Source organism: Actinoplanes solisilvae (genome assembly GCF_003999975.1).
Lineage (GTDB): Bacteria > Actinomycetota > Actinomycetes > Mycobacteriales > Micromonosporaceae > Actinoplanes > Actinoplanes solisilvae.
This window is the reverse complement of the sequence record NZ_RJAC01000044.1, coordinates 1-23,765: the sequence shown is the minus strand read 5'-3', so window position 1 is coordinate 23,765 and position 23,765 is coordinate 1. Positions and strand designations below refer to the sequence as shown.

Here is a 23,765-nt window from a genome sequence, read left to right as displayed (position 1 = left end):
CGACCGCCGCGCAGGACGGGGCGGGTCACACCCGCCCCGTCCTCCGTTCGTCACACCTGGGTGAACCGCCACTGCTGGTTCGCCGAGTTCTGGCAGGTCCACTGCAGAAGCCGCGCCCCGTCAGTGGTCGCCGCGCCGTTGACGTCGACGCAGAGCCCGCTCATCACGCTGCGTACGTTGTAGACACCGGACGTCCCGGTCGGCACGGCGGTGAACTTCTGCTGGTTGCCGCTGGTGCAGGTGGCCTGTTGCAGGAATGCGCCCGCCGCCGTGGAGCCGCCGATCACTTCCGCGCACTTGCCGCTGTGCACCGCTTTCAGCGTGACGGCGCCGCCGCCGGCGTCCACCGCCTGCCATCTCTGGTTCGTGCCGCCGGTGGCTGCCCACTGGTTGATCTGGGCGCCGTCGGCGGTGGAGACGCCGCTGACGTCCATCAGCTTGCCGCTGTGCACGGCGGTGAGCGTCCAGGTCTTTCCGGCCACGCCGCCGGCGCTCGGCACCCCGACGCCGTTCCCGCCGAAGGTGTGCGAGTCGAGGTCGAACCCGCCGTTGCGGAACACCATGTAGAGCGTCTGGGTTCCGCCGCCGCCGGTGACGCTCACCGGTGCTGTGGACTGGTAGTTGTCCCAGCCGCCGGTGCTGGGCACCGTGGTGGTGGCGAGCAGGGTGCCGGTGGGCGAGCCGGCTCGCAGCTCGATCGACCCACCGCCCGACGGGGACGAGACCCGATAGCTGACCGTGGAGATGCCGGCCAGGCTCATCGGGGTGAAGGCCACCCAGTCGCCGGTGGAGATGTCGCCGATGCGTTTGGTGCTCTCCGCGCCGGACTGGTCGACGACCCGGGTCCCGGACTGGCTGGAGTAGTACTCGCTCTGCTTGTGCTTGGGTTGCAGGATCGCCTGGCCGTAGCCGGTCAGCGGGGCCGCGCCGCCCTCGCCCCCGTTGTCGGTGTACCGCGCGTTGAGGACGTAGAAGAGGTTGGCGCCGTCGGGGTGCCCGCCGAGCAGGTCCGTGGAGATGGTGCCGGAGCAGCCCGGATATTCGGTCGTCTCGTGCGCGTGGTCGTCGTGCCCGAGGGCGGGATTGACGATGACCTTGGAACAGTCGACCGCGGCGCCGCCCGGGTCGGTGACGGTGACCGAGTACGACACCTTGTCCCCGAAGTTCAGCATGCCGCCGCTGGCTGGGGTGGTGATGGTGACGACCGGGGCGGTGTTGCCGACCGTGATCGCCACGTTGGCGAAGCCGGACTTGCCGGAGTTGTCGGTGACCTTCAGCTGAGCGGCGTAGTTGCCGTTGCGGCTGTAGACGTGGCTGGGATTGGCGGTCGTGGAGGTGGTGCCGTCACCGAACGTCCACTGGTAGCTCAGCGTGCTGCCGGGATCGGGGTCGGCCGTGCCCGCGCTGCTGAACTGGACCGTCAGCGGCGCCGTGCCACTGGTGGGCGTCGCGGTGGCCTTGGCGATCGGCGAGCGTCCACCCTGGATGTAGTCGATCCGGTAGAGCCCGGAGTCGCTGTTGCCGCCGCCGAAGTTGGTGCCCCACTCGAGCAGGTAGAGCGAACCGTCCCGGCCGAACTCCATGTCCATCGGCTTGTTGAACTGCCCGCCCGGCAGGAACGGGTTGGTACGCGTCACCGCGGTACTGGAGTCGAAGTGCACTTCCTTGACGTAGTTGCGGGACCACTCGTAGAAGAAGTGAACCCCGTCGTAGTAGGGCGGGAACTTCGTCGCGGAGGTGTTGGCCGCGTCGTAGCGGTAGACCGGTCCGCCCATCGGTGCGGAGCCGCCCGAGCCGAGTTCCGGGAAGGTCGGTGAGGTGCCGTAGCCGTACCACATGTTCGGCGCGACGACCGGTCGCAGGCTGGTCAGTCCGGTGTTGTTGGGGGAGTTGTTGACCGGTGACGAGCAGTTGAACTTGGCGCCGACCACGCCGGTGTCGGGGTTGAAGGGGGCGTAGGGCTGGTTGTCGCCGTGGCAGAACGGCCAGCCGTAGTTGCCCGCGGCCTTGATCACGTTGAGTTCGACGAGTCCTTCCGGTCCCCGGTTGGTGGTCGGCGGGTTGCGGTCGGGTCCGTAATCGGCCAGGTAGACCCAGCCGTTGGCCGGGTCGATGGAGAAGCGGAAGGGATTGCGGAAGCCCATCGCGTAGATCTCCGGCCGGGTTTGCGCGGTTCCCGCCGGGTAGAGGTTCCCCGACGGCACGGTGTAGCCGCCGCCGGTCTGGGGCCGGATGCGCAGCAGCTTGCCCCGCAGGTCGTTGGTGTTGCCGGCCGTGCGGGCCGCGTCGAGGTTGGCCTTGCCGCTGCGCCAGTCCAGCGGCGCGTACCCCTGCCAGTTCGGGTCGAGGTTCGGCGGGGTGTCGTCGCCGGTGCCGATGTAAAGGTTGCCGTCCGGACCGAACTCGATGTATCCGCCGGTGTGTCCCGGCTCGGGGAAGGTACGGTCCCGGTACGCCGGGACGTCGATGACGGTGACCCCACTGGCGACGTTCAGCGTGTCGCCGGTGAGGGTGAAGCGGGAGACCCGGTTCACGTCCGTCGAGCTGCTCGCGGGCGAATGGTACAGGTACACGTACCCGTTGCCGGCGAAGTTCGGGTCGAGCGCCACCCCGGTGAGGCCGTCCTCGCCGCCGGTGTAGACGCTGAGCGTTCCCGCCGTGACGGTGCTGTTGGTGGTGGGCTTGAAGATCTTCACCTGTCCGCCGCGCTGGACGTAGAGGACCCGTCCGTCCGGCAGGGCGGCCAGCGCCATTGGGTCGGCGGTGTTGTCGTCCAGCGCGCGTTTCTCGAAGTTGCCCCAGACGGTCCCGCCGCAGTCGCCGGGCGCGTTGCCGGCGGCCCACTTCACCCCGCCCAGCACGTGGTTGCGAAAGTTCGTCTCGCTGTAGGACTCGGCGGCGTGGCCCATCGCGGTGGCCCACACCCGGCCACCGGCGGCGTTGCGGCACCAGGAGATCGGGTGATCGGGGCCCATCGCGCGCGAGCCCGGGTTGTAGGTCCGTTCGTCCGCGGTCACCAGGACGTGGACGTCGCCGCGTGGGTTGCGGTCGAAGTTGTACCACTCCTCGTTGCGGACCCAGCGGTCGGGCAGACCGGTGGTGGAGGGATGCGTCTTGTCGGCCACGATCGCGGTGCCCTGCAGGACGCCGGGGGAGTGCTCCGGCATATGCGCGCCGGCGTTGATCGTCTGGTCCCACCACGGGTATTCGCCTTCGATGCCCATGTCGGTGGCGTTGTGGACGGCGACGATGCCCTTGCCGGAGGCGAGGTAACCCTCCACCGCCTGCCGCTGGGCGGCCGACGTCCACACCATGCCCGAGGTCTGGAACATGATGAGCACGTCGAAGGTGGCGAGGTTGGCCGTGGTGAAGACGCCGGCGTCCTCGCTCTGGACCAGCTCGAAGTTGTTGGCCGCGGCCTGCTGCTGGAACATCGAGATGCCGGCGGCGATCGAGTCGTGACGGTAACCGGTGGTCTTGGTGAAGAGCAGGGCGCGGAAGGCCGGGGCGGCCGATGCCGGGACCACAAGGGCGAGCGCGAGCAGCATGCCCGCGATCACCCCTACGGTGAGTGTTGAGCGACGCATGCATCTCTCCTGGTCAGGGTTGTTAACGTTCACCCGAAAGTTACTGACTGTGATATGGGGATGTGTCAATTTATCCGGGTGTAACGCTGGGGACTCATGCCCTTCCGCCCTCGGATAGGCGTCCAGCGACCGGATGGCGCGCTCCGGAAGGCTTTGTGGACGCCACCTCTGGTCCGAGACGATGATTGCGGAAGTATTTCGAAGCATCTATCTTCATACGTGTGATGTTTACTCACTGTCAAGGGTCGATCGCTGGACGTCGATCCCCGGCATGCATATGCAGTCGTAGATGACTACTTCGAGTGAGAGTTCGCCCTTGCTGGCTCTGCGGGCCGTCGGCAAGTCGTTTCTAGGGGTACGGGTCCTCGACGGGGTCGATCTCGACGTGGCGCCCGGTGAGGTGCACGCCGTCGTCGGGGAGAACGGCGCGGGCAAGTCGACCCTTATGAAGATCATTTCCGGTGGGTACGCGCCTGACGAGGGCAGCGTCGTGTTCGCCGGCGAGACACGGACGTTCCGGGGGCCGCGGGAAGCCCGGCGCGCCGGAATCGGGATCATCCATCAGGAGTTCACCCTGCTGCCGGATCGCACGGTCGCGGAGAACGTCTATCTAGGACACGAGCCGGTACGCCGGGGTCTGGTCGACCGGCGCGAGATGCTCGCCCGCACCTCGGCGCTGCTCGCCTCGATGGGCGCGGGCCCGATGCCGGTGGACGCGCCGGTCGGCCGGCTCGGCATCGCCCAGCGTCAGGTGGTCGAGATCGCCAAGGCGCTCGCCCTCGACGCCCGGCTGCTCATCATGGACGAGCCCACGGCGGCGCTGGCCGACCACGAGGTCGAGCTCCTCTACGCCCTCGTGCGACGGCTCCGGGACCAGGGCATCGGGCTGCTCTACGTTTCGCACCGTCTGGCCGAGGTCTTCGACCTGTCGGAGCGCATCACCGTCTTGAAGGACGGCAGGCGGGTGACGACAGTGCGGACCGCCCAGACCACTACGGACGAGCTGGTACGGCACATGGTCGGCCGGGACCTGTCGGGCTACTACCCCGGCCGGGCCGCTCCCGCCGATGTCGGGCCGGTCCTGCTCACTGTCCGCGGCGGCGGCAACCGCAAGCTGCATGACGTCGATCTGCGGCTGCGGGCCGGCGAGGTCGTCGGGGTCGGCGGCCTCCAGGGCTCGGGACGGTCCGCGCTCGCCCGGGCTCTCTTCGGCGTCGCGCCGTTCACCACCGGCCAGGTTGACCTGGACGGCAAGCCGGTCCGAGTGGTCTCGCCGCGGGCCGCGATGCGGGCGGGCATCGCGTACGTCAGCGAGGACCGCAAGGGCGAGGGCATCGTCGCCCGCCAGTCGGTGCTCGACAACGCGTTGCTCGCCGGCCGGGCGATCGGCGGCTCGTGGTCCGGCCGGTCAGCCCGTACGGCGCGGATGCGGGATCTGCTCGGCGCCGTGGACGTGCGCAGCGCCGGCGTCGACCAGGAGATCCGCTTCCTGTCCGGCGGCAACCAGCAGAAGGTGGTGCTCGCCCGGTGGCTGGCGCTCGGCCCGCGCGTCATGCTTTTCGACGAGCCGACCCGGGGCATCGACGTGGGCGCGACGTCGGCCATCCACGACGTCGTCCGCCGCCTCGCCCGTGACGGGGCGGCGGTTCTGATGATCTCGTCCGACCTGCCAGAGCTGCTCGGGATGAGCGACCGGATCGTCGTCATGCGCGAGGGCCGCATCGCCGGCGAGCTGCCCGCCGGTGCGTCCGAGGCGGACGTCGTCGCCCTCGCGGTCGGGGCGGTCACGTGAGCGCCCAGTCGCTGCTGGCGGCCCGGCGGCCCGTACCGGGCGTGTATCTGGCCCTGGTCCTCACCGTCGCGATCGGCTGGCTCGTCGTGATGCTGCGCGGCGGCGCGTTGTTCAACCAGGCCACGATGGTTAGCCTGTTGCACGTCGCCGCCGGTCTGGGACTCGTCGCCGTCGGCCAGACCCTCGTGATCCTCGGTGGTTCGCTCGACCTGTCGGTGGCCTACGTGGTCAGCCTCAGCACCCTCGTCGCGGCCGAGACGATGAACGGCAGCGACACGGCTCTGGTGCCGGGCGTTCTGCTGGCGCTCGCCGTCAGCGCCGGCATCGGGCTGCTCAACGGCCTGCTCATCGCGCGGTTCCGGATCAACGCGTTCATCGCCACCCTCGGCGTCGGCCTGCTGCTCAAGGGCTACCTGGACAGCAACTACGACGGGCCGGCCGGGGCCACCTCGCCCAGTCTCGTGCAGAGCCTCGGCTACCAGCGAATCGGACCGGTGCCGGTGTCGTTCCTGCTGCTGCTCGTGGCGGCGGTGGCCGCCGGGCTGGCCCTCAACCGCACCCGTTTCGGTCACCACCTCCTCGCCGTCGGCGGGGATGCCGAGGTCGCCCGGCTCTCCGGCGTCCGCAACCAGCGCGTGCTGGTCACCGCCCACGTGCTGTGCTCCCTGTGCGCGGGGCTCGCCGGCGTGTATCTCGCTGCCCGCCTCGGTTCCGGTGCGCCGCGAGTGGGCACCGAGGGAATCTACGACCTTGAGTCCATCGCCGCGGTGGTGATCGGTGGCACCGCGCTCGCCGGTGGCCGCGGTGGCGTCGCCGGCACGGTCGGCGGCGTGCTTCTGCTGGCCAGCATCGACGCCATCTTCAACCAGCTCGAGGTCGACTCGTTCGCCAAGCAGGTGGTCCGAGGCGTGATCATCATCGCCGCGGTCGCCGTCTACGCCCGCCGCACCATACGGAAAGGCCGGTCATGACGACGGGGGACACACTGCTGCGGCGTCTGCCCCGGGTACGCGCCGGGGGACTGCTGCCGATCCTGGTGATCCTCGGGGTACTGCTGATCCTGGTCGCGATCCGGCAACCCGGCTTCCTCGCCCCGGGGTCGCTGATGTCGTTCCTCGGCCGCTCGGCCCCGATCATCCTGCTCGCCGCCGGTCAGTACTTCGTCATCGTCTCCGGTGAGTTCGATCTGTCGGTCGGCTCGCTGGTCACGGCGCAGGTGGTGATCGCCGCCCGGCTGATCGACGGCGAGCCGGACCGCACCTGGCCCGTGGTGGCCCTCGTGATCGTCTCGTCGGCGTTCGTGGGCCTGGTCAACGGGGTGATCACCACGTGGCTGCGGGTGCCGTCGTTCATCACCACCCTCGGCATGCTGCTGATCCTGGTCGGGGCGGTGTACTTCTGGTCGGACGGTTCCCCCAAGGGCGAGTTGTCGGAGCAGTTCCGGCGATTCGGCCGGCGCGCTTTCGAGGACGTCCCGGTGTTCGGCCGGGTGCCGTACGCGCTGCTCGTCGTGCTGGTGCTCGCCCTGCTGGCCATCGTGCTGATGCGGTCCGACTTCGGGCGCACCCTGGTCGCCGTGGGCGACAGCCCGCGGGCCGCCGAGCTCAGCGGGGTGCGCGTGGCGCGTACCCGGACGATCGCTTTTGTTCTCAGTGGAGTCGCGGCCGGGGTGGCGGCGATCCTGCTGGGCGGCTACAGCGGTGTGTCGTTCCAGGCCGGCAGCGGACTGGAGTTCTCCGCCATCACCGCGGTGGTCCTCGGTGGTGTCGCCCTGGGCGGCGGACGCGGAGCGGTCCTCGGCGCGATGCTCGGCGCGCTCACCCTCGAGCTGTTGTTCGCCCTCATGAACTTCTCGGGCGTCTCCGGAACCGTCCGACCGGCGGTCCAGGGCGCCATCATCCTGCTCGCGGTCGCCGTCTCGGCCGCACGTTCACCCTCTGATTAGGAGATACATCTTGCGACGTACTAGAGCCTCGATAGTCGCACTTGTCGTGCTGTCCCTTGCCGCCTGCTCCACCGACCAACCGGCGACCGGCCCCTCCGGCGCCCCGTCCGCCACCGGCGCGGGCACCGGGGAGCAGTCGAAGTTCTTCGTGCAGGCCGATTACGACGCCGAGCTGGCGATGCTCGGCGCCACCGCGACGGGCCCGGCCGACAAACCGTGGGAGCAGGTGCTCAACCCGAAGATGGTGGAGACCACCAAGTTCAAGAAGAAGGGCCCGCACAAGATCTGCTTCTCCAACGCGGCGCTGAACAACCCGTGGCGCCAGGTCGGGTTCAAGACCATGCAGGCCGAGGTCGAGACGCACCGCGACCAGATCTCCGAGTTCGTGCACGTCGATGCCGAGGGCAAGGATCAGAAACAGATCGCCGACATCAACGACCTGCTCGGCAAGGGCTGCGACGCGCTCATCGTTTCGCCCAACACCACCGCGACGCTGACCCCGGCGGTCGAGGCGGCGTGCCGCACCGGCATCCCCGTCGTCGTATTCGACCGGGGTGTCGAGACGACGTGCCCGGTGACCTACATCAACCCCATCGGCGGATACGGATTCGGTCACGTAGGGGCCGAGTTCGTGGCCCAGAAGATGAAACCCGGTGGCAAGGTCCTCGCGCTGCGGATCCTGCCCGGGGTCGACGTGCTGGAGACCCGCTGGTCGGCCGCGAAGCTCGTCTTCGATCGCGCGAAGGTGGACGTCGTGGGGGTCGAGTTCACCGACGGCGACCCGGCCAAGACGAAGAAGATCGTCGACGACTACCTCCAGCGGCACGGCACGATCGACGGGATCTGGATGGATGCCGGCGCCGTCGCGGTGGCGGCGGTCGAGGCGTTCCAGGACGCGGGCAAGCCCGTGCCGCCGATCAACGGCGAGGACCAGCTCGACTTCCTGCGGATGTGGAAGGACAAGGGGCTCACGGCCATCGCGCCGACCTATCCGACCTACCAGTGGCGTACGCCGATCATCGCCGCGCTGCGGATCCTCGACGGCAAGCCGGTCTCCGACCCGTGGAAGCTGCCGCAGCCGACGATCACCCAGGAGAACCTCGGCGACTACCTCGACCCGGCGATGCCCCCGCTGCACTACGCGATGTGCGGCTGCACAGGCCTGCCCGGCTACCCCCAGCGCTGGAAGTAGGTAAGCGTGCGCGCCGTCGGCGTCAATCCTTGGGTATGGGCCTCACCGGTCGACGACCAGGCCCTGGCCACGCTGATCCCGCGGATCGCCGCGTTCGGCTTCGACACGGTCGAGCTGCCGATCGAGCAAACCGGCGACTGGGACCCGGCCCGCACCCGCGATCTGCTGGCGGCGCACGGCCTGACCGCGGCCGGCGTCTGCGCGGTCACGCCACCCGGCCGGGACCTCGTGAACACCACCCCGGCGGTCGCCTCGGCGACCGCCGCCTACCTGCGAGGCTGCGTGGACAGCGCGGCGGCAGTCGGCGCGCCGTGCGTCGGCGGGCCCGTCTATGCGGCGGTGGGCCGGACATGGCGGATGACGGAAGCGGCCCGCGCGTCGTGCTACGCGGAATTCCGCCGGGCGATCACGCCGGTGGCGGAGCACGCCGGCGAATGTGGGGTGTCGATCGGGGTGGAGGCGCTCAACCGCTACGAGACGAGCGTCGTCAACACCGTCGCCCAGACCGTGGAGATGATCGCCGGTCTGCCGTCCTCGGTCGGCATCATGATCGACACCTATCACTTCAACATCGAGGAGGCGGACCCGTACGCCGCCGTGGCCGCCGCCGGACCGCACATCAAGCACGTTCAGGTCAGCGGCACCGACCGCGGCGCTCCCGGGGCGGACCACTTCGACTGGCCCCGCTTCTTCGCCGCCCTGGACGGAACCGGCTATGACGGCGCGGTGTGCATCGAGTCCTTCACGGCCGAGAACGAGACGATCGCGACCGCCGCGTCGATCTGGCGGCCGCTGGCCCCGTCGCAGGACCGCCTCGCTCTCGACGGCCTGAACAACCTGCGGCGGCTCCTGCGGTGACCCGTTGACCCCCTCCGACCAGCGCCAGCCGACCTGGACGCGGTCGCCGTTGGCTACCGCGCGATGTCCGCCGTCGCCGAGGCGCGGACTGCGCGGTCGGTGCGGGTCGCGGCGGGCCTGGAGGTGGCCGGCGACATCTCGTCGGGGGGAGTGGGGCGCGGAGGTGGAAGCACCCGCTCGGCCGTGGTCGACTCCGCCGGCCACCGGGTCGCGGGCGGAGCGGAAACTGTAGGGCGCCCGGTACGCAAGCCGGTGGGAAAAGGCCAGCGACGAGACCGAGGAGCTGGGGACTGGTGCTGCACGTTCTGCTCCTGCGAGGCGTCAAAGTCGAAGACCTGACGGTCATCGCCGAATGGGCCACTGAGGCTTTCCGAGTAACGGTCTGAGACCCCTCGCCCCAGGTCCCCTGATCTTGGATGTCCGTCAAAACGGGGCAGGCTCAGGTGCCATGTGGTCATCGCTCGCAACGACGCCAGGCTCATGTGAGATAAGCGCTGCGTGGTCCTTGATCCTCCCCGTTGAGAACGCTTGCTCGTGTCACCGTCCGCGCGGGTGGGACAGAGCTTGCCGGGCTACCCAGGCGATCTCGTCGGTCAACGCCAGGCCGGGTGTGGCCAACGGCATTTCGGGCACTGCGGTGGCCGCGAGTAGTTGAGCTATCGCGGCCAGGACGTCGATGTGTAAACGCCCGGAACTTTCAGTGAGGGCAATGAGCAGGCCCGGGAGGACAGCAAGGGCGTCGGTGAGGGCCGGCAGTCTGATGAACATGGGACTGTCTTGGCCTTCGGTGCGAGGGTGCGGTGCTGGTGCGGCACGGAGATCGAGCAGGACGTCGGCGTCTCGGGTGACCTGGTCCAGGGGGAAAGCCAGTGCGTCGGCTTGTCGCCAGAACAGCATGTTGCGGATGCCGATGGCGGTCAGCAGTGCGCCGATGTCGGGCAGTTCGTCGCTGTCGGCGATCACCACTGCGCTCTGGTTGGTCGCCTGTTTCGTTCGGTGCAGTTCGGTCAGGAGGTGAGCTGCCGCCACGACGGCGCGCAGATCGTCGTCGGTGACGACGACGTGGCCTGTGTGTTCGAGGCTCTGGCGGACTCGCCAGGCCCGTTCGGCTGCGGTGTGCACGAGATAGACGGCCGACACATCGCCGCGTACCGCGCCGAGGGTGTGGGCGGATGCGTCGAGGTCGTCGGCGTTGAGCTGCGCCGTCGATGCATCGAATCCGAGGTTACGCAGCCAGCGGGCTTGGCCGGCCAACACGGCGCTCAGTTCGGAGCCCGGGGGTAGGCGGCTGCCGTCGCTGATCACCAAGATCCGGGTGGATGCGGAGTTGCTTGTCACCTGCCGAAAACCCCGCACCTTGTCGTGTTTGCCCGATGAGCTTCTGACACTGAGACGTCATCATCAACCGATGCACACGTCAGCGCGATGTTCGCCACGGGTGCCTGCTTTCCTGTGTCATGGCGTCAGGCCTCGCTGCGCGACACAGGTCACTGTTCCCTCGGCCAGCCGGTAGGACAGGCCAACGACCGCGCAGCGGCCCGCGGATACCTCGTCGGCCAGCAGCACGGAGCGTCCGACCAGTGCTGCGACGGTGCGGCGGATGTGTTCGTCGACGAATTGGTCGACTTCGGTGAATCCTTGTGAGCGCCCGGCGAGCACGCTGGGCATCACGCGTTCGACAACGTCGCCGATGTATCCGGGCGGGGCGACGCCTCCGCGTTCGGCGTCGCTGGCGGCGGTGACGGCGCCGCAGGAGTCGTGGCCGAGGACGACGACCAGTGGTGCGCCGAGCACGGTGACGCCGTACTCGATGCTGCCCAGCACTTCGGCGCCGGCCACGTGCCCGGCGGTGCGTACGACGAACAGGTCGCCCAGTCCGCGGTCGAAGATGATTTCGGCGGCCAGGCGTGAGTCGGAGCAGCCGAACAGCACCGCGAACGGGCGTTGTCCGGGTGCGGACTTCGACCGGCGGTCGGCGTCCTGGTTGGGGTGTAACCGTTCGCCGCGGACGAAGCGGATGTTGCCTTCGAGGAGCATGGTGTATGCCTCGGCGGGGGAGGATGGACTGAGATCGGCCACGCGGTCAACCTACCTGGGGGGATGTGCGCGGACCGGCTGAGGATGACCTTGGCCCAACGGCCGGGACCGATGTCCTGGCGTGCGGTTCTAGGTGTAGCGACCAGGGCCGGTGTGCCGACGATCGCGGGGCGCCGCGGGTGTGGCTCTAGCGGGCGTGATGGCCGAGACGAAAGCCTGCTGCTCATGGTGGCCGGCGACTGTTGTTGTCAGGTGGTCGGGGATGCCGAGCCGTTGGCGTACCTGGTCGAAGCGGCTGATCGCCGCCGCAGTGACCTGCGGTACCGGCTGCTGTCCATTGACGGTGATCAGGGTCTCTCGTTGGCGGTAGTAGTTCAGCAGTGGGCCCGCGGCCTCGTCGAACACGTCGAGCCGATGGCTGATGACCTGTTCGGTGTCGTCGGTGCGGCCGGTCTGGGCACCTCGGGCCAGCAGCCGGCGGATCAGCTCGGCACGGTCGGCTTGAAGGTGCAGGGCGATGCGTACCGCGGCGCCGAGGGGCTCGGCGACGCGGTAGGCGGCTTCGGCCTGGGCGACGGTGCGGGGGAAACCGTCGAGGACGTAGCCGCCGCGTCGGCTGGCGGCTTCCACGGGTTTGCGCAGGATGTCCATGACGATGTGGTCGGGCACGAGGTCCCCGCGGTGCATGGACTGTTCGACGGCGCGCCCGATGGTGGTGCGCTCGATGACGTGGCGCCGCAGCAGGTCACCGCTGGAGATGTGCTCGATGCCGTAGTGGTCGGCGATGCGTATCGACTGGGTGCCTTTGCCGCAGCCGGGCGGGCCGATCATGAGTACGCGCATGGCTGGTCTCTTCCGTGGTGTCGGGGGATGCGGTGACGTGCGGTGCCCGGCCGACGCGGGGACGCCGGGGTTATCGGGACGGGGGCACGGGTTCGATCAGGTGTGTCCGGGCGTGTTTGATGGCGGTGGGGGTGTCGGGGAAGATCAGCCCGTCGCGGCGCAGCTGGTCGACGACACCGAGGGTGGCCAGGACCTGGTCGTGGCCGGGGGCGATGCGGGACAGCAGCACGGTGATGCCGCGTCGGTGGAGCCGGCTGATGGCGTCGCCCAGCACGTGAGCGCCGGTGGCGTCGATGGTGGAGACCCGCGACATGCGCAGGATCACCACGCGCACGTCGGCGACTTCGGACAGTTCGATGAGGAAGTGATGCGCGGCGGCGAAGAACAGCGGCCCGTCGAGGCGGTACGCGACGATGTGCTGGGCGAGCAGTTCGTGTTCTTCGGCGCTGTGGTCGCCGACCTCGAGGGGGACCTGTTCCAGCCGGGCGGTGCGGGCGACCGCGCGTAGCGCCAGGACGACGGCCACGCCGATACCGACGGCGACCGCGGTGACCAGGTCGAAGATGACGGTGACGGAGAAGGTGAGGATCAGCACCAGGGCGTCGCCGCGGCTGGAGCGGGCCAGGGCGAGCAGGGCGCTGGCTTCGACCATGCGTACGGTGGTAGCCAGCAGCACTCCGGCGAGCGCGGCCACGGGGATCCGTGACACCAGGGGCGCGGCGGCCAGGACGATGGCGGCCAGAGCCACGGCGTGGGTGAGTGCTGCGAGTTTCGACTGGGCGCCGGCGCGGACGTTGACGGCGGTGCGGGCGATCGCGGCGGTGGCGGGGATACCGCCGAACAGCGGCGCGGCCAGGTTCGCCAGTCCTTGGCCGAACAGTTCCCGGTCGGGGTCGTGACGTTCGTTGACACTCATGGCGTCGGCGACGGTGGCCGACAGCAGGCTTTCCAGTGCGGCCAGAGCCGCGACCGCCAACGCCGCAGGCATTAGGATCTGCACGGCGGACACGTCGAGGAAGGCCAGCGACGGGGCGGGCACACCGGCGGGCAGCTCACCGATGCGTGCCAGGTCGATCGGGGCGGTCTCGGCCAGGATCGTGGCCGCGGCCACACCGAGCAGGGAGAACGGGATTCCGGGGCGCCACCGGGCGCCGATCAGCATGACCGCGGCGACGCCGAGCGCGACAGCGATCGGGGCGGGGTGGGGACGGTTAGCGAAATGCGTGAGCGCGTTCCACGCCACGGCCCACACTTTCTCCTCGTGAGCGTCGGTGACACCCAGCGCCGCCGGGAATTGCTGCAGGGCGATGACGACGGCGATGCCGGCGGTGAAGCCTTCGATGACCGGGGTGGGCAGGTACCGCACGTAGCGGCCGAGCCGGGCCAAGGCCAGGCCGATGAGGATCAGCCCGGCCATCGCGCCGACCATGAGGACCCCGCGGGCGCCGAACTGCTGCACGACCGGGACCAATACCACGGTCATGGCGCCGGTCGGCCCGGAGACCTGCAGGTTGGAACCGCCGAAGACGGCGGCGATCGCGCCGGCGACCACCGCGGTGATCAGACCGGCTTGCGCGCCGAGCCCGGAGGTGACTCCGAACGCTAACGCCAGCGGCAGGGCGACCACAGCGACGGTGACGCCGGCGATCAGATCACGGCGCGGGTGTCGGCGCGCCGTCGCCCAGTCGGCGCGCTGCGGCAGCAAGGCCAGCACACGAGAGGCGATGAGGCGTTGCGGGCCGGGCGCTGCTGTCACCGGGCCGGCTCGCTGGTGCGAAGCTCCGACAGCAACCCGTCGCGCTCCGACAGCACAGTGCCGAGGATCCGGCGCCCGGCCGCTAGCAGGTCCGCGACGTCCGGGGTGCTTAGCGCGTACATCACCAGGGCGCCGTCGCGGCTGGAGGTCACCATGCCGGCTCGACGCAGAACGGCTAGCTGCTGGGACAAGTTCGACGGCTCCACTTCGATGGCGGCCAGCAGGTCACGGACCGGTTTCGGCCCGTCTTGCAGCAACTCCAGCACACGAATCCGCACGGGATGTCCCAAAGTGCGAAACAGTTCCGCCTTCGCCTGATACAGCGGCATCGACACGGTACGACCATCCCCTTAGGTGCCCCAACGAGCGCTTGCCCACTTTAGCAATTGAAGAAGTCTTCATGTTGCCTGTGGGTGGTGATCCCGGCCACGGCCACCAGGCGGCCCGTATGTGAAAGGTGAGGTGCCGGCTCAAGCGTCCCCGGCCGCCCGCCGCACGTCGTAGCGCAGACCTCGTTCCCCCGGCGGATCCGGGCCAGCACATCGTTCTGCCGGTCGTCCGGTACATCGGTGAGGCTGGCAACCCCGGCTGGGTCTCAGTCGTCGGATGCGGATGATTGCAGTTGGGCGAGTAGGCCGTCGCGGTCGGTCAGGACTTCGCGGAGGATTCGGCGGCCCGCAGCGAGCAGGTCCGCCACTGCGGGGGTACTCATCGCATACATGACCATCCCACTGTCGCGGAAGGACACGACGACACCGGCCCGACGCAGCACCGCCAATTGCTGCGAGAGGCTGGACGCCTCGATATCGATTTGGGCGAGCAGGTCTCGCACCGGTAGGGGTCCGGTTTGCAGGAGCTCCAATACGCGGATGCGCACCGGATGGCTCAGGACACGAAACATCTCAGCCTTCGCCTGGTACAGCGGCACCGACACTGACGTCCCCATCCGATCAGCAACGCCCCGCGTCACGTTGCCACCCTGCCGACTTTCGACTTCTGTCGAGCGTACACAGCCGGAGCCCGGAACTGGCTGCTCAGTCTTGCCGCAACGTTTCTTGCGATATCGCAAATCTCGATTCGATGAGTTGCACATTTCTTCAATTCGCTGCCCTGGTAGATGAATTCTTTCGTGGGGTGGTCGAGCAGTGCCGGACAAGGTGTCCGCTTGATCGGCGGCAGATCGAAGCAACCTCGTCCCAGGTGTCCGCGACACAGACAGGGGAGTGACATGGCAGAGATGGGCGTGGCCCTCAAAGAGGCCTTGCAGATCAGCGGGGCGATCGCCGTGGCCGTCGTTGATCAATCCAGCGGAATGGCGTTGGACACGGCCGGCGGGAGCAAGGACTTCGACCCGGGGGTCGCTGCGGCGGCCAATACCGAGGTGTTGCGCGCGAAGTTGCGCACCATGGAAATGCTCGGCCTGAAGGAGGGGATCGAGGATATTCTGGTGACGTTGGGCACTCAGTATCATCTGATCCGGCCGATCACCGGACGCTCCGGCAAGGGCCTGTTCATCTATTTGGCGTTGGTCCGGGATCGCGCCAATCTCGCGATGGCACGCCACCAGTTGCGCGCCATCGAGCAAGTCATCGAGGTATGAGCCACGTCATGTCCGATGATCTCCCCGTCTGTCCGCGAGTCGCACGGTGCGAGCGGGCGGTCGTGGCCGAGCGCTGAAGATCGAGGCCACCGGCGCCCACCTGTCGCTGATCGACCAGGTCAACGGCATGCGGTACCAGGTCTTCGCCGCCGACGCACCACATAAGACGGCCAATCGATGCAGTACGTGGAAGTCCGTCACCGCACGCACTACGGCTACCTCGCGCTGTACCCGCTGGCGTACAGGGCGGTCCGATGTACGCGGTCATCCCTGCCCGGCTCAACCTAACCCCGTCCGCGGCCCACGCGCGGTCGTAGTCCCGTGCCTTCACCTTTGGGTTTGGTGGTGAAGAAGGGTTCGAAGACGCGTTCGACGATACCGGCGGGGATGCCGGTGCCGGTGTCGGCGAGGCGGAGTTTGACGTGCCGCCCGGCATGTAGGGCGGGGCCGTGACCGGTGGTGATGGTCGTGGTGTCGTCGACCGTGATGTTGGTGGTGTGGATGCTCAGGGTGCCGGCGTCGGGCATCGCGTCGCGGGCGTTGACGGCGTGGTTGACCAGGAACTGTTCGAGTTGGCCGGGGTCGGCCGGGACCGGCCACAGGTCGCCGGTGAGGGTGGTGTGGAGTTGGATGTGTTCGCCGAGGGCGCGGCGTAGCAGGGTTTCGATCGCGGCGACGACGGTGTTGAGGTTGAGTACCTGGGGGCGCACGACTTCTCGCCGCCCGAAGGCCCGTTCATGATCGGTGAACGGGCAGGACAAGTCTATTGCCGCTTGGACGTCCGCTCATAGCCGCAATCCGGGCGCCATCCCACGCCCAATGAGGGCCACCGACGAAACTATATTGAGCTGCTGAAACTCGTCCGAGCACTGGTTGGGGTTCCACGCTAAGTCAGATCATCTTCCAGTGTTTGGCCCGTCCGGGGCCGGGCCGTCAGCACGCGGTGGCCTGTTGGGCTCAACAGCCCGGGCCACCGCGCGCGGCAGATAGAAACCCGAGCGTCAGGCGGGCGCGATGTTGTGGTTCGGGCGGAAGATGTTCCGCGGATCGTAGGCTTTCTTGGCCTCGGCCAGGCGCTGGTAGGTCTCCGGGCGGTATCCCGCCGGCACTCCGTCGACGGTGGCGTCGGCGGCGCTGAAGAAGTTCACGAAGCGCCGTCCGGTGCTCCACGGCGTCAGCGCGCTGACGAGGCCGGTCAGGTAACCGTTGAACGTCTCGGCCTGGTCGGGGCCGCCGAAGGCGACCGCGTAGAGGAGGTAGGCCGAGCCGCGGGTGTCGATCGCGTTGCCCGGTTCGGGCCGGCGGTCGAGGGCGCCGCCGAGGTGCCTGATCTCGAGGACGACGAGCGGGCTTCGCGCGTCCGGGCCGGCGAGGCGGACGATCGTGTCGACGGCTTCCGGGGTGAGCTCGCGCAGCAGGGTCGAGCGGTCGTGGAACGGGATCGGCATCGGTGGGTCGTTGTGGATGGTGCCGATCGCGGAGTACGGCATCTCGGTCACAGAGTCGAGCAGAGCCGGCCCGATCGCCCGCAGCGGTGCGACGAGCCGAGCGCCCACCTCGGCCGGCCCGACATAGGCGATTCGTACGTGGACGACGAGCTTGCCGCGCAGCGGTTCCGGCACCTCGGGGGCCGGGGGCAACCGGAGCAGGGCGATCGAGGAGGTCATGTCGTCCGGCACGTCGGTCGTCCAGGCGCTCCACGCGGTGAGGACCTCGGCGGCCTGCTCGCCGGGGAAGAAGAGGGCGCCGCCGTAGATCCGGTCGATCGGGAAGAGGCCGAATTCCAGTGCGGTGACCACGCCGAAGTTACCTTTGCCGCCGAGCAGCGCCCAGAACAGCTCCGGCTCGTGCTCGGGGGTGGCCGTGCGGAGTTCGCCGTCGGCGGTGACTACGTCGATGCTGCGTACGTGGTCGGCGGCGTAGCCGAAGGTGCGGCCGATGGGGCTGAGACCGCCGCCGAGGGTATAGCTGACCGCGCCGACGGTGGGGGCGGAGCCGTTCAGGGGCGCCAGCCCGTGCGGGGTGGCCTGGTCGATGACCTGCTGCCAGCGCACGCCGGCCTCGATGCGGGCGGTACGCCGCTCCGGGTCGATCAGCACCGAGTCCATCCGGCGGGTGGTGATCAGCATCGCCCCGGTCGACGAGAGTGCCGAGTGGCCGGTGGCCAGAACGGCGACCGGCAGGTCGTTCGCGACCGCGAACCGGATGGCGGCCTGGACGTCGCCGGGGTTCGTGGCGCCGACGACGATCGCCGGTCGGTGAGGTGTGGCGAGGTTGTACGCGGCGCACTCGGCGGCGTATCCCTCGTCCTGGGGCAGTAGCACCGGCCCGTCGGTCGCGGCGGTGAGTTCGGCGACAGCGTCTCCGCTGAACGGCTGGGTCATGATTTTCTCTCCGGTGAGGTTGTGCGGATTTACCAGGTGGCGCGGGTCAGCCAGGAGAGCAGCCGGTCGGCGGTCTGCTGCCAGCCGGGCTCGAGGATCATGCTGTGCGCCTTGCCGGGCAGGAACAGGTAGTCGGCCCCGAAGTAGTCGGCGCTGCGTCGTACGACCTCGGCCGGCACGACGATGTCGTTCTCGGCGCCGACCATGAGCGTCGGGCCGCCGAGCCGCGTGCGGTCCACGCTGATCGCGCCGCCGGAGGCGACCTCCCATACCGCGGTCGGTGACTCATCGGGCATCAGCGACCAGTAGCGGCGCGCGTCCTGTTCCGAGCAGCCCTGCAGGAACCAGTCGTACGCCATCTCGTACGGCATCGGAGGAAACGGCTTGGTCCGGTCGATCGGCACCGGCATCGGGTCGGTGCCCACCTCCTTGGCGGCGATCGGGGCGAGCAGGATCTGCGCCGCGACATCGTGGGTCTCGGCATATTTCTGTACTGCCATCGCGCCCATGCTGTGCGCGACCAGCACCGGGGTCCGGCCGGCGTGCGAGACGACGATGTCCAGTTCCTCGGCGACCGCGGCGATCGACCGCTGAAGGAACTGCTCTTCCGGCAGTGCCTGGGAGCCGTTGTGGTTGAACCAGCTGAACGCGTAGCAGTGCCGGCCGGTCGCGGCGAAGTAGGGCAGCCAGTTCTCCCAGAGCCAGCTTCCGTGGCTTCCGCCGTGGACGAAGACGACGGGCGCGGCGACCGGCTCGCCTTCGGGGGCGGCGTGCTCGACGAACACGCCGCCGATCTGTCGTTGGTCGATCTGCAAGGAAATCTCCGTAGAAGCGGGTCCGGTTCGATGTAACCGGTATACCGGTTACATCGAGGGCCGAATATAGTGGATCTCATGTCGTCGGTAGCAACAGGGTTGGTGATCTACTCCGCGGACGGCACCGCGTACGTCTTCGACCCTGGATCGCTGTGCCTGGAGCTACTGCTCACCGGTGGTCCCGGCGAGCTGTCCCGCTACGAGGTGCTGCATCAGCCGGACGGTCTGGCCGAGTGGCTCGGACTGTCCCGGCTCCGGCTGGCGTCGGAAGACGTGCGGGTGGACGCCGCCGAACTGCACACCGCCCACCGGCTGCGGGACGCGCTGTGGCGACTGGGCCGGGCCGCCGCCCGTGGCGAACCCCGCCGGGACGAGGACGTGGCCGAGATCAACCGAGTGGCGGCCGCGCCCTCTCTGGTTCCTCAGCTCGCCCTGGCCGGCACGTCGACCTGGCGGCTACCGGCCACTGGAGCACAGGTGCTGTCCACCTTCGCCCGCGACGCCGTCGACCTCTTCGGTGGCCGGTTCGCCACCCGGATCCGGGAGTGCTCGTCCCCGGACTGCTACCTGATCTTCGTGGACACGTCGCCGTCGGGACGGCGCCGGTGGTGCTCGATGGAGACCTGTGGCAACCGCAGCAAGGTGCGCGCCCTGCGCAGTCGGCGGAGTGCCGGTGAGGCATCGGCCGCCGCTGCCGACCGGACGAGGTGATTCGCCGCTCCGTTGCCCCGATCGAGCAGTGGCGTGTCAGGTCTTCACCTGACACGCCAAACGCTCATCTGCTGTTCGTGGCCCCGGTGGTCTTCGGCGGGGTCCAGCTGGGCAGCGGCTCCACCCAGAAGCGGGTCAGCAGGATGGAGTCGATCAGCCACCGGCCACGGACCTTCTTGTAGGTCTCGTGGTACTGCCCATAGCCGTTGTGCCCTTCGACTATGGCGTTCGGACCCGCCGGGACGTTCAAGATGTCCTCCATCGACCAGATCCCGGTCGCTGTGTCCGGTCCCGTGATCGTGATTTCCGGCATCGCTCCGGAGTGCGCCGACGGAGCCGGACCGGTGAGGTCACGGATCGTGTACGCGAACTCCTTGGACGTCTTGAACGGCACCCCGTCGGTCAGAATCTTCGCGTCGGGGGTGAACAAGGCGGCCAGGTCATCCCACTTCTTCTCATCCACGAAGCGGAAGTAGCGGGCCTTGAGCTGCCGGATCTCCTCGGCGTTCTCGAGACGGTCGATCCTGTCCGCCAGATGCCCGGAGGAAGCACTCGAGGACTGGTCGTGCGCGCTCGCGGACTGGGCGGTGAGGACGGCGGTGCCAGCCCCGGCACCGGCCAGTAGCGCGGCGGCCACGGCGGTCCCGGCGACCCGGGATCGCAGCTTGGAGGTCTTCCGGGTTTCCTGACTATTCATGACGTTATTCCTTTCGCTGCCGCATCGGTTCCGATGCGGCTGGAGGTCCCGCTGCTTTCCGCCGGCGCGGGACGGTTCAGTGGGTGGGTACTGGGATGACGTCCGAGGCGTCGGCGGAGGCCGGTTCGGACGCGTGCTTCGGGGCGCGGGCGTTGACCAGGAACGCGGAGACCAGCGCGGCGGCGACGACGAAGGCCGCGGCGAGCCAATAGGCCGCTGAGTAGCCGTGCACCAGCGCGGGGGCCGCCGGGCCGCCGTGGGTGGCCAGGTAGGAGGCGGTGGAGCTGGTCGCGATGGTGTTGAGCAGCGCGACGCCGATCGACCCGCCGACCTGTTGTGACGAGCTGATCAGCGCCGAGGCGACGCCGGCGTCCTTCGGCTCGACGCCATGCGTGGAGATACTCATCGCGGGCATGAATGCGGCGCCGATGCCGAGCCCAACGACGGCTTCCGCGATCGCGATCTCCAGGAAGCCGCTGTTAGCGTCCAGCAGGGCGAGCAGCACGAGACCGGCCGCGCTGACGAGGTAACCACCGACCATGATCGGCCGCGGCGCGATCCGATGAGCGAGCCGGGCCCCGACCTGGGTCGCGCCGAGAGCCTGCATGACCGCCATCGGCATGAACGCGAGCCCGGCCATCACCGGCGACCATCCCTTGACCTCCTGGAAGTAGTAGCTGAGGAGGAGGAACATGCCGAACATGCTGACCACGGCAAGGGCGACCGACAGGTACGCGGCGGCCCGGTTGCGTTCGGTCAGGACGCGCAGCGGCAGCAGCGGGGCTTTCACCCGCGACTGCACCACGATGAATGCCGCGAGAAGCAGCACGCCGAGGAGGAAGGAGCCGAAGGTCACCGGCGCCGACCAGCCGCGGCTCTCGGCGGCGCTGAAGCCGTAGACGATGCCGACGAGTCCGAGGCTGGCCAGGAGCATGCCGGGAACGTCGATGCGGGACCGGTGCCGTTCGCCGTTGTCGTGCACGTTGGGGATGGCGCCCAGGATGCCGAGGATGGCGATGGGCACGAGGATGAACATCGCGAAGCGCCAGTTGAGGTATTCGGTGAGCAGGCCGCCGGCGATCAGGCCGACGGCGCCACCGGCGATGGACACCGCGGCGAAGACGCCGAACGCTTTCGCTCGTTCTCGTGGCTGGGTGAACGACAGCGAAAGCAGGGAGAGCGCGGCCGGGGCGAGCAGAGCCGCGAAAACTCCCTGCAGGGCCCGGGCGATCAGCAACGTCGCGGCGTTCGGTGCGAGGCCGCCGATGGCCGAGGCGACCGCGAAGCCGGCGAGGGCGATCAGGAAGACGCGTTTACGCCCGACCATGTCACCGATCCGGCCGCCGACCAACAGCAGACCACCGAAGGCCAGGCCGTACGCGGTGACGACCCATTGGCGGCTTCCGTCGGTGAAGTGCAGCGCCTGCTGGGCCGAGGGGAGTGCGATGTTCATGACGGCGCCGTCGAGGACGACCATCAGCTGGGCGATGGAGATGAACAGGAGGGCTTTCCAGCGCCGGGGGTCCGGGGGAAGCATGGAGTTTCCTTTCCGGGGGCGCAGTGGCTGGCTGCCGACTGCGCCCCGGTGTGAGTCGTACCGCCGGTGCTCAGGCGGCGGTGATGCCGCCGTCGATGGCGAGGGCGGCGCCGGTGATGAATTTGGCTTCGTCGCTGAGCAGGAAGGCGGCGAAGGCGGCGATCTCGTCGGGTTGCCCGATCCGGCCGATCGGGTGCAGGCCGGCGGCGAAGCGCATGGCTTCGTCGGGGGAGTCGCCCATGTTGCGGCGCAGCAGCGGGGTGTCGACGCCGCCGGTGGTCAGGGCGTTTACGCGGATGCCGTTCGCGGCGGTGTCGAGCGCGGCCGAGCGGGTGAGGCCGACGACGCCGTGCTTGGCGGCGCTGTAGGCGGCCATCCCGGCCGAGCCGACGACGCCGAGGTTGGAGGCGTTGTTGACGATGGACCCGCCTTCGGTGAGCGCGGGAATCTCATACTTCAGGCTGTAGAAGACGCTGCTGAGGTTGAGGGCCAGCTCGGCGCCCCACGCCTCGCCGCTGACGTCGGTGACCCGCCCCATCGCGGTGGCGGCGCCGACGTTGTTGAAGGCCCCGTCGAGCCGTCCGTATGTCTCCACGGCCTGACGGACGAGGGCGGCCACGTCGGCTTCGACGGTGACGTCGGTGGGTACGAAGATCGCGTCGGGCAGGCTCGCGGCCAGTTCGTCGCCGGCCTTCTTGCTGCGGGCGGCGAGGACGACCTTCGCGCCTTCGGCCGCGACCCGTTCGGCCACGGCGCGGCCCATGCCGGAGGTGGCGCCGGTGATCAGGATGACCTTGTCGGTGAAACGCTGGGACATGATGACTCCTTGCAGGGTGATCAGAGGGTGATGACGAGCCGGCCGCGGATGCCGCCGGCTTCGAGCAGCCGGTGCGCGTCGGGCGCCTCGGCCGGGGTGAAGGTGCGCGCGACGTGGGGGAGCAGGACGCCGTTCTCGGTGAGGCGGCGCAGTTCGGCCAGCCGGTCGGGGCGACCGGCATAGTCGGGGACGAACGGGTTGCGGACGGTGATCCCGCGTCCGGCGGTGGCCGCGTAGGCGCCGGGTTCGCCGTTGCCGCGCAGCAGTACGAGGCTGCCGCCATCCCGTACGGCGTCGACGACCTGGGGGCCGACCAGCGCTGCGTCGACGACCGCGTCCACGCCGCCGGGGTGCAGGTCGCGGATGCGGCGGGCGACGTCGTCGCCGCGGGCGACGATCTCGGTGGCGCCGGACTTGCGGACGAGGGCCTCGTCCGACGGTGCGGCGTCGGCGATCACGATGACCCCGGCGGCCGCGGCCATCTGCACCACATAGCCGCCGACCGCGCCCGCCGCCCCGGTCACCGCGAGAGTCGACCCTGGTGCGAGCGCGAGCTGGTCGAGGGTCAGCAGGGCAGTCAGCCCGTTCATCGGCAGGGTCGCCGCGGCCGCATGGTCGAGTCCCCGCGGTGCCCGGGTGACCGCGTCGGCGGCGAGCACGACGTGTTCGGCGTAGCCGCCGCCGTTGTAGTCGAGGCCTCCGTCCGGGCGAGGCACGACGGGTAGGACCATGGCCATCACCGGGTCGCCGGGTGCGAGGTCGGTGACCGTTCCCGGGCCGATCTCGTCAACGACACCGGCGACGTCCATGCCGGGCACGTACGGCCCCGGCGCGTCGCGCAGCGCCCAGGCCAGAGCGCCGGCCCGCAGCAGGGTGTCGGCCGGGCTCACCGCCGCGGCGCGTACCTGGATCCGGATCTCGCCGTAGCCGGCGTGCGGTTCGGGAAGCTCGACGACCCGCAGGACGTCGGGGCCACCGAAGTCGGTCAAGCCCACAGCACGCATCTCTCAGTTCCTCTCTTGCACCTGGTATCAAGGCGATACTGCGTCGGCGTATTCGCATCGGCAAGAGGGCACTTTGAGATGACTTGGTATGCCTGGCGATACCGGCCGGACTGGTACCTGGTATTCGACCTACACTGGGTTGATGGATGGGGACGAGGTTCCGGAGCTCTGCGGGCGCGGCCGTGCGCTC

Annotated in this window: 21 protein-coding genes; 7 read left to right on the top strand and 14 right to left on the bottom strand. The window is 69.0% G+C overall.

The window, feature by feature from the left end; all coding sequences use genetic code 11:
• Positions 1-50: 50 nt before the first annotated feature.
• The gene (locus EER30_RS44840) at positions 51-3,587 is read right to left on the bottom strand and encodes a ThuA domain-containing protein (RefSeq protein WP_127508859.1); all 3,537 of its coding nucleotides are present in this window, start codon (positions 3,585-3,587) and stop codon (positions 51-53) included.
• Between the two features lie 289 nt (positions 3,588-3,876).
• Between EER30_RS44840 and EER30_RS44835 the strand changes: the two genes are divergently transcribed.
• From EER30_RS44835 to EER30_RS44815, 5 genes are read left to right on the top strand one after another with little or no spacing between them, the layout of a single operon-like run.
• Complete coding sequence (locus EER30_RS44835; protein WP_127508856.1) at positions 3,877-5,379, top strand: sugar ABC transporter ATP-binding protein; 1,503 nt, start codon at positions 3,877-3,879, stop codon at positions 5,377-5,379.
• Entirely contained in the window at positions 5,376-6,350 is a 975-nt protein-coding gene (locus tag EER30_RS44830; RefSeq protein WP_205650699.1) for an ABC transporter permease, read from the top strand. Before EER30_RS44835 ends, EER30_RS44830 begins: the two co-directional genes overlap by 4 nt.
• The gene (locus EER30_RS44825) at positions 6,347-7,324 is read left to right on the top strand and encodes an ABC transporter permease (RefSeq protein ID WP_127508853.1); all 978 of its coding nucleotides are present in this window, start codon (positions 6,347-6,349) and stop codon (positions 7,322-7,324) included. The genes EER30_RS44830 and EER30_RS44825 overlap by 4 nt, the downstream gene beginning before the upstream one ends.
• Before the next feature lie 10 nt (positions 7,325-7,334).
• The gene (locus tag EER30_RS44820; protein WP_127508850.1) at positions 7,335-8,516 is read left to right on the top strand and encodes an ABC transporter substrate-binding protein; all 1,182 of its coding nucleotides are present in this window, start codon (positions 7,335-7,337) and stop codon (positions 8,514-8,516) included.
• Between the two features lie 6 nt (positions 8,517-8,522).
• The gene (locus EER30_RS44815; protein WP_127508848.1) at positions 8,523-9,374 is read left to right on the top strand and encodes a sugar phosphate isomerase/epimerase family protein; all 852 of its coding nucleotides are present in this window, start codon (positions 8,523-8,525) and stop codon (positions 9,372-9,374) included.
• Between the two features lie 537 nt (positions 9,375-9,911).
• Here EER30_RS44815 and EER30_RS44810 read toward each other — a convergent pair.
• The 6 genes from EER30_RS44810 to EER30_RS44785 all read right to left on the bottom strand — a co-directional run bounded on the left by EER30_RS44810 (position 9,912) and on the right by EER30_RS44785 (position 14,944).
• Complete coding sequence (locus tag EER30_RS44810; RefSeq protein ID WP_127508845.1) at positions 9,912-10,682, bottom strand: hypothetical protein; 771 nt, start codon at positions 10,680-10,682, stop codon at positions 9,912-9,914.
• A 147-nt stretch (positions 10,683-10,829) separates the two neighbouring features.
• Complete coding sequence (locus EER30_RS44805; RefSeq protein WP_205650701.1) at positions 10,830-11,411, bottom strand: carbonic anhydrase; 582 nt, start codon at positions 11,409-11,411, stop codon at positions 10,830-10,832.
• Between the two features lie 129 nt (positions 11,412-11,540).
• Positions 11,541-12,254 carry an adenylate kinase gene (locus EER30_RS44800; protein ID WP_127508839.1) on the bottom strand — a complete coding sequence of 238 codons (714 nt, stop codon included), beginning with the start codon at positions 12,252-12,254 and terminating at the stop codon, positions 11,541-11,543.
• 70 nt (positions 12,255-12,324) lie between these two features.
• A complete protein-coding gene (locus EER30_RS44795; protein WP_127508836.1) occupies positions 12,325-14,010 on the bottom strand; it encodes a SulP family inorganic anion transporter in 1,686 nt (561 codons plus the stop codon).
• A complete protein-coding gene (locus EER30_RS44790) occupies positions 14,007-14,345 on the bottom strand; it encodes an ArsR/SmtB family transcription factor (RefSeq protein WP_127508833.1) in 339 nt (112 codons plus the stop codon). Before EER30_RS44790 ends, EER30_RS44795 begins: the two co-directional genes overlap by 4 nt.
• Before the next feature lie 260 nt (positions 14,346-14,605).
• Positions 14,606-14,944: an ArsR/SmtB family transcription factor gene (locus EER30_RS44785; RefSeq protein WP_127508830.1), complete on the bottom strand. Its 339-nt coding sequence runs from the start codon at positions 14,942-14,944 to the stop codon at positions 14,606-14,608.
• A 294-nt stretch (positions 14,945-15,238) separates the two neighbouring features.
• Here EER30_RS44785 and EER30_RS44780 point away from each other — a divergent pair, with 294 nt between their 5' ends.
• Positions 15,239-15,610, top strand: coding sequence for a hypothetical protein (locus EER30_RS44780; RefSeq protein WP_127508827.1), 372 nt, complete (start codon positions 15,239-15,241; stop codon positions 15,608-15,610).
• A 284-nt stretch (positions 15,611-15,894) separates the two neighbouring features.
• On the opposite strand, the gene EER30_RS44775 is transcribed toward EER30_RS44780, so the two are convergent.
• From EER30_RS44775 to EER30_RS44765, 3 genes are all read right to left on the bottom strand, one after another.
• Positions 15,895-16,320, bottom strand: coding sequence for an ATP-binding protein (locus tag EER30_RS44775; RefSeq protein ID WP_240670724.1), 426 nt, complete (start codon positions 16,318-16,320; stop codon positions 15,895-15,897).
• A gap of 291 nt (positions 16,321-16,611) precedes the next feature.
• Positions 16,612-17,994 (bottom strand): FAD-binding oxidoreductase, encoded by a 1,383-nt coding sequence (locus EER30_RS44770; protein WP_127508822.1) that lies wholly within the window; start codon positions 17,992-17,994, stop codon positions 16,612-16,614.
• A gap of 29 nt (positions 17,995-18,023) precedes the next feature.
• Positions 18,024-18,809: an alpha/beta hydrolase gene (locus EER30_RS44765; RefSeq protein ID WP_127508820.1), complete on the bottom strand. Its 786-nt coding sequence runs from the start codon at positions 18,807-18,809 to the stop codon at positions 18,024-18,026.
• 78 nt (positions 18,810-18,887) lie between these two features.
• On the opposite strand from EER30_RS44765, the gene EER30_RS44760 reads away from it, so the two are divergent.
• On the top strand, positions 18,888-19,520 hold the full coding sequence (locus EER30_RS44760) for a CGNR zinc finger domain-containing protein (protein WP_127508818.1): 633 nt from the start codon (positions 18,888-18,890) through the stop codon (positions 19,518-19,520).
• Between the two features lie 64 nt (positions 19,521-19,584).
• On the opposite strand, the gene EER30_RS44755 is transcribed toward EER30_RS44760, so the two are convergent.
• From EER30_RS44755 to EER30_RS44740, 4 genes are all read right to left on the bottom strand, one after another.
• Entirely contained in the window at positions 19,585-20,217 is a 633-nt protein-coding gene (locus tag EER30_RS44755; protein WP_127508815.1) for a nuclear transport factor 2 family protein, read from the bottom strand.
• 76 nt (positions 20,218-20,293) lie between these two features.
• Positions 20,294-21,754 carry an MFS transporter gene (locus EER30_RS44750; RefSeq protein ID WP_127508812.1) on the bottom strand — a complete coding sequence of 487 codons (1,461 nt, stop codon included), beginning with the start codon at positions 21,752-21,754 and terminating at the stop codon, positions 20,294-20,296.
• 70 nt (positions 21,755-21,824) lie between these two features.
• On the bottom strand, positions 21,825-22,571 hold the full coding sequence (locus EER30_RS44745) for an SDR family NAD(P)-dependent oxidoreductase (RefSeq protein ID WP_127508809.1): 747 nt from the start codon (positions 22,569-22,571) through the stop codon (positions 21,825-21,827).
• Between the two features lie 20 nt (positions 22,572-22,591).
• Positions 22,592-23,575 carry an NADP-dependent oxidoreductase gene (locus tag EER30_RS44740; RefSeq protein WP_127508806.1) on the bottom strand — a complete coding sequence of 328 codons (984 nt, stop codon included), beginning with the start codon at positions 23,573-23,575 and terminating at the stop codon, positions 22,592-22,594.
• Positions 23,576-23,765 lie beyond the last annotated feature (190 nt).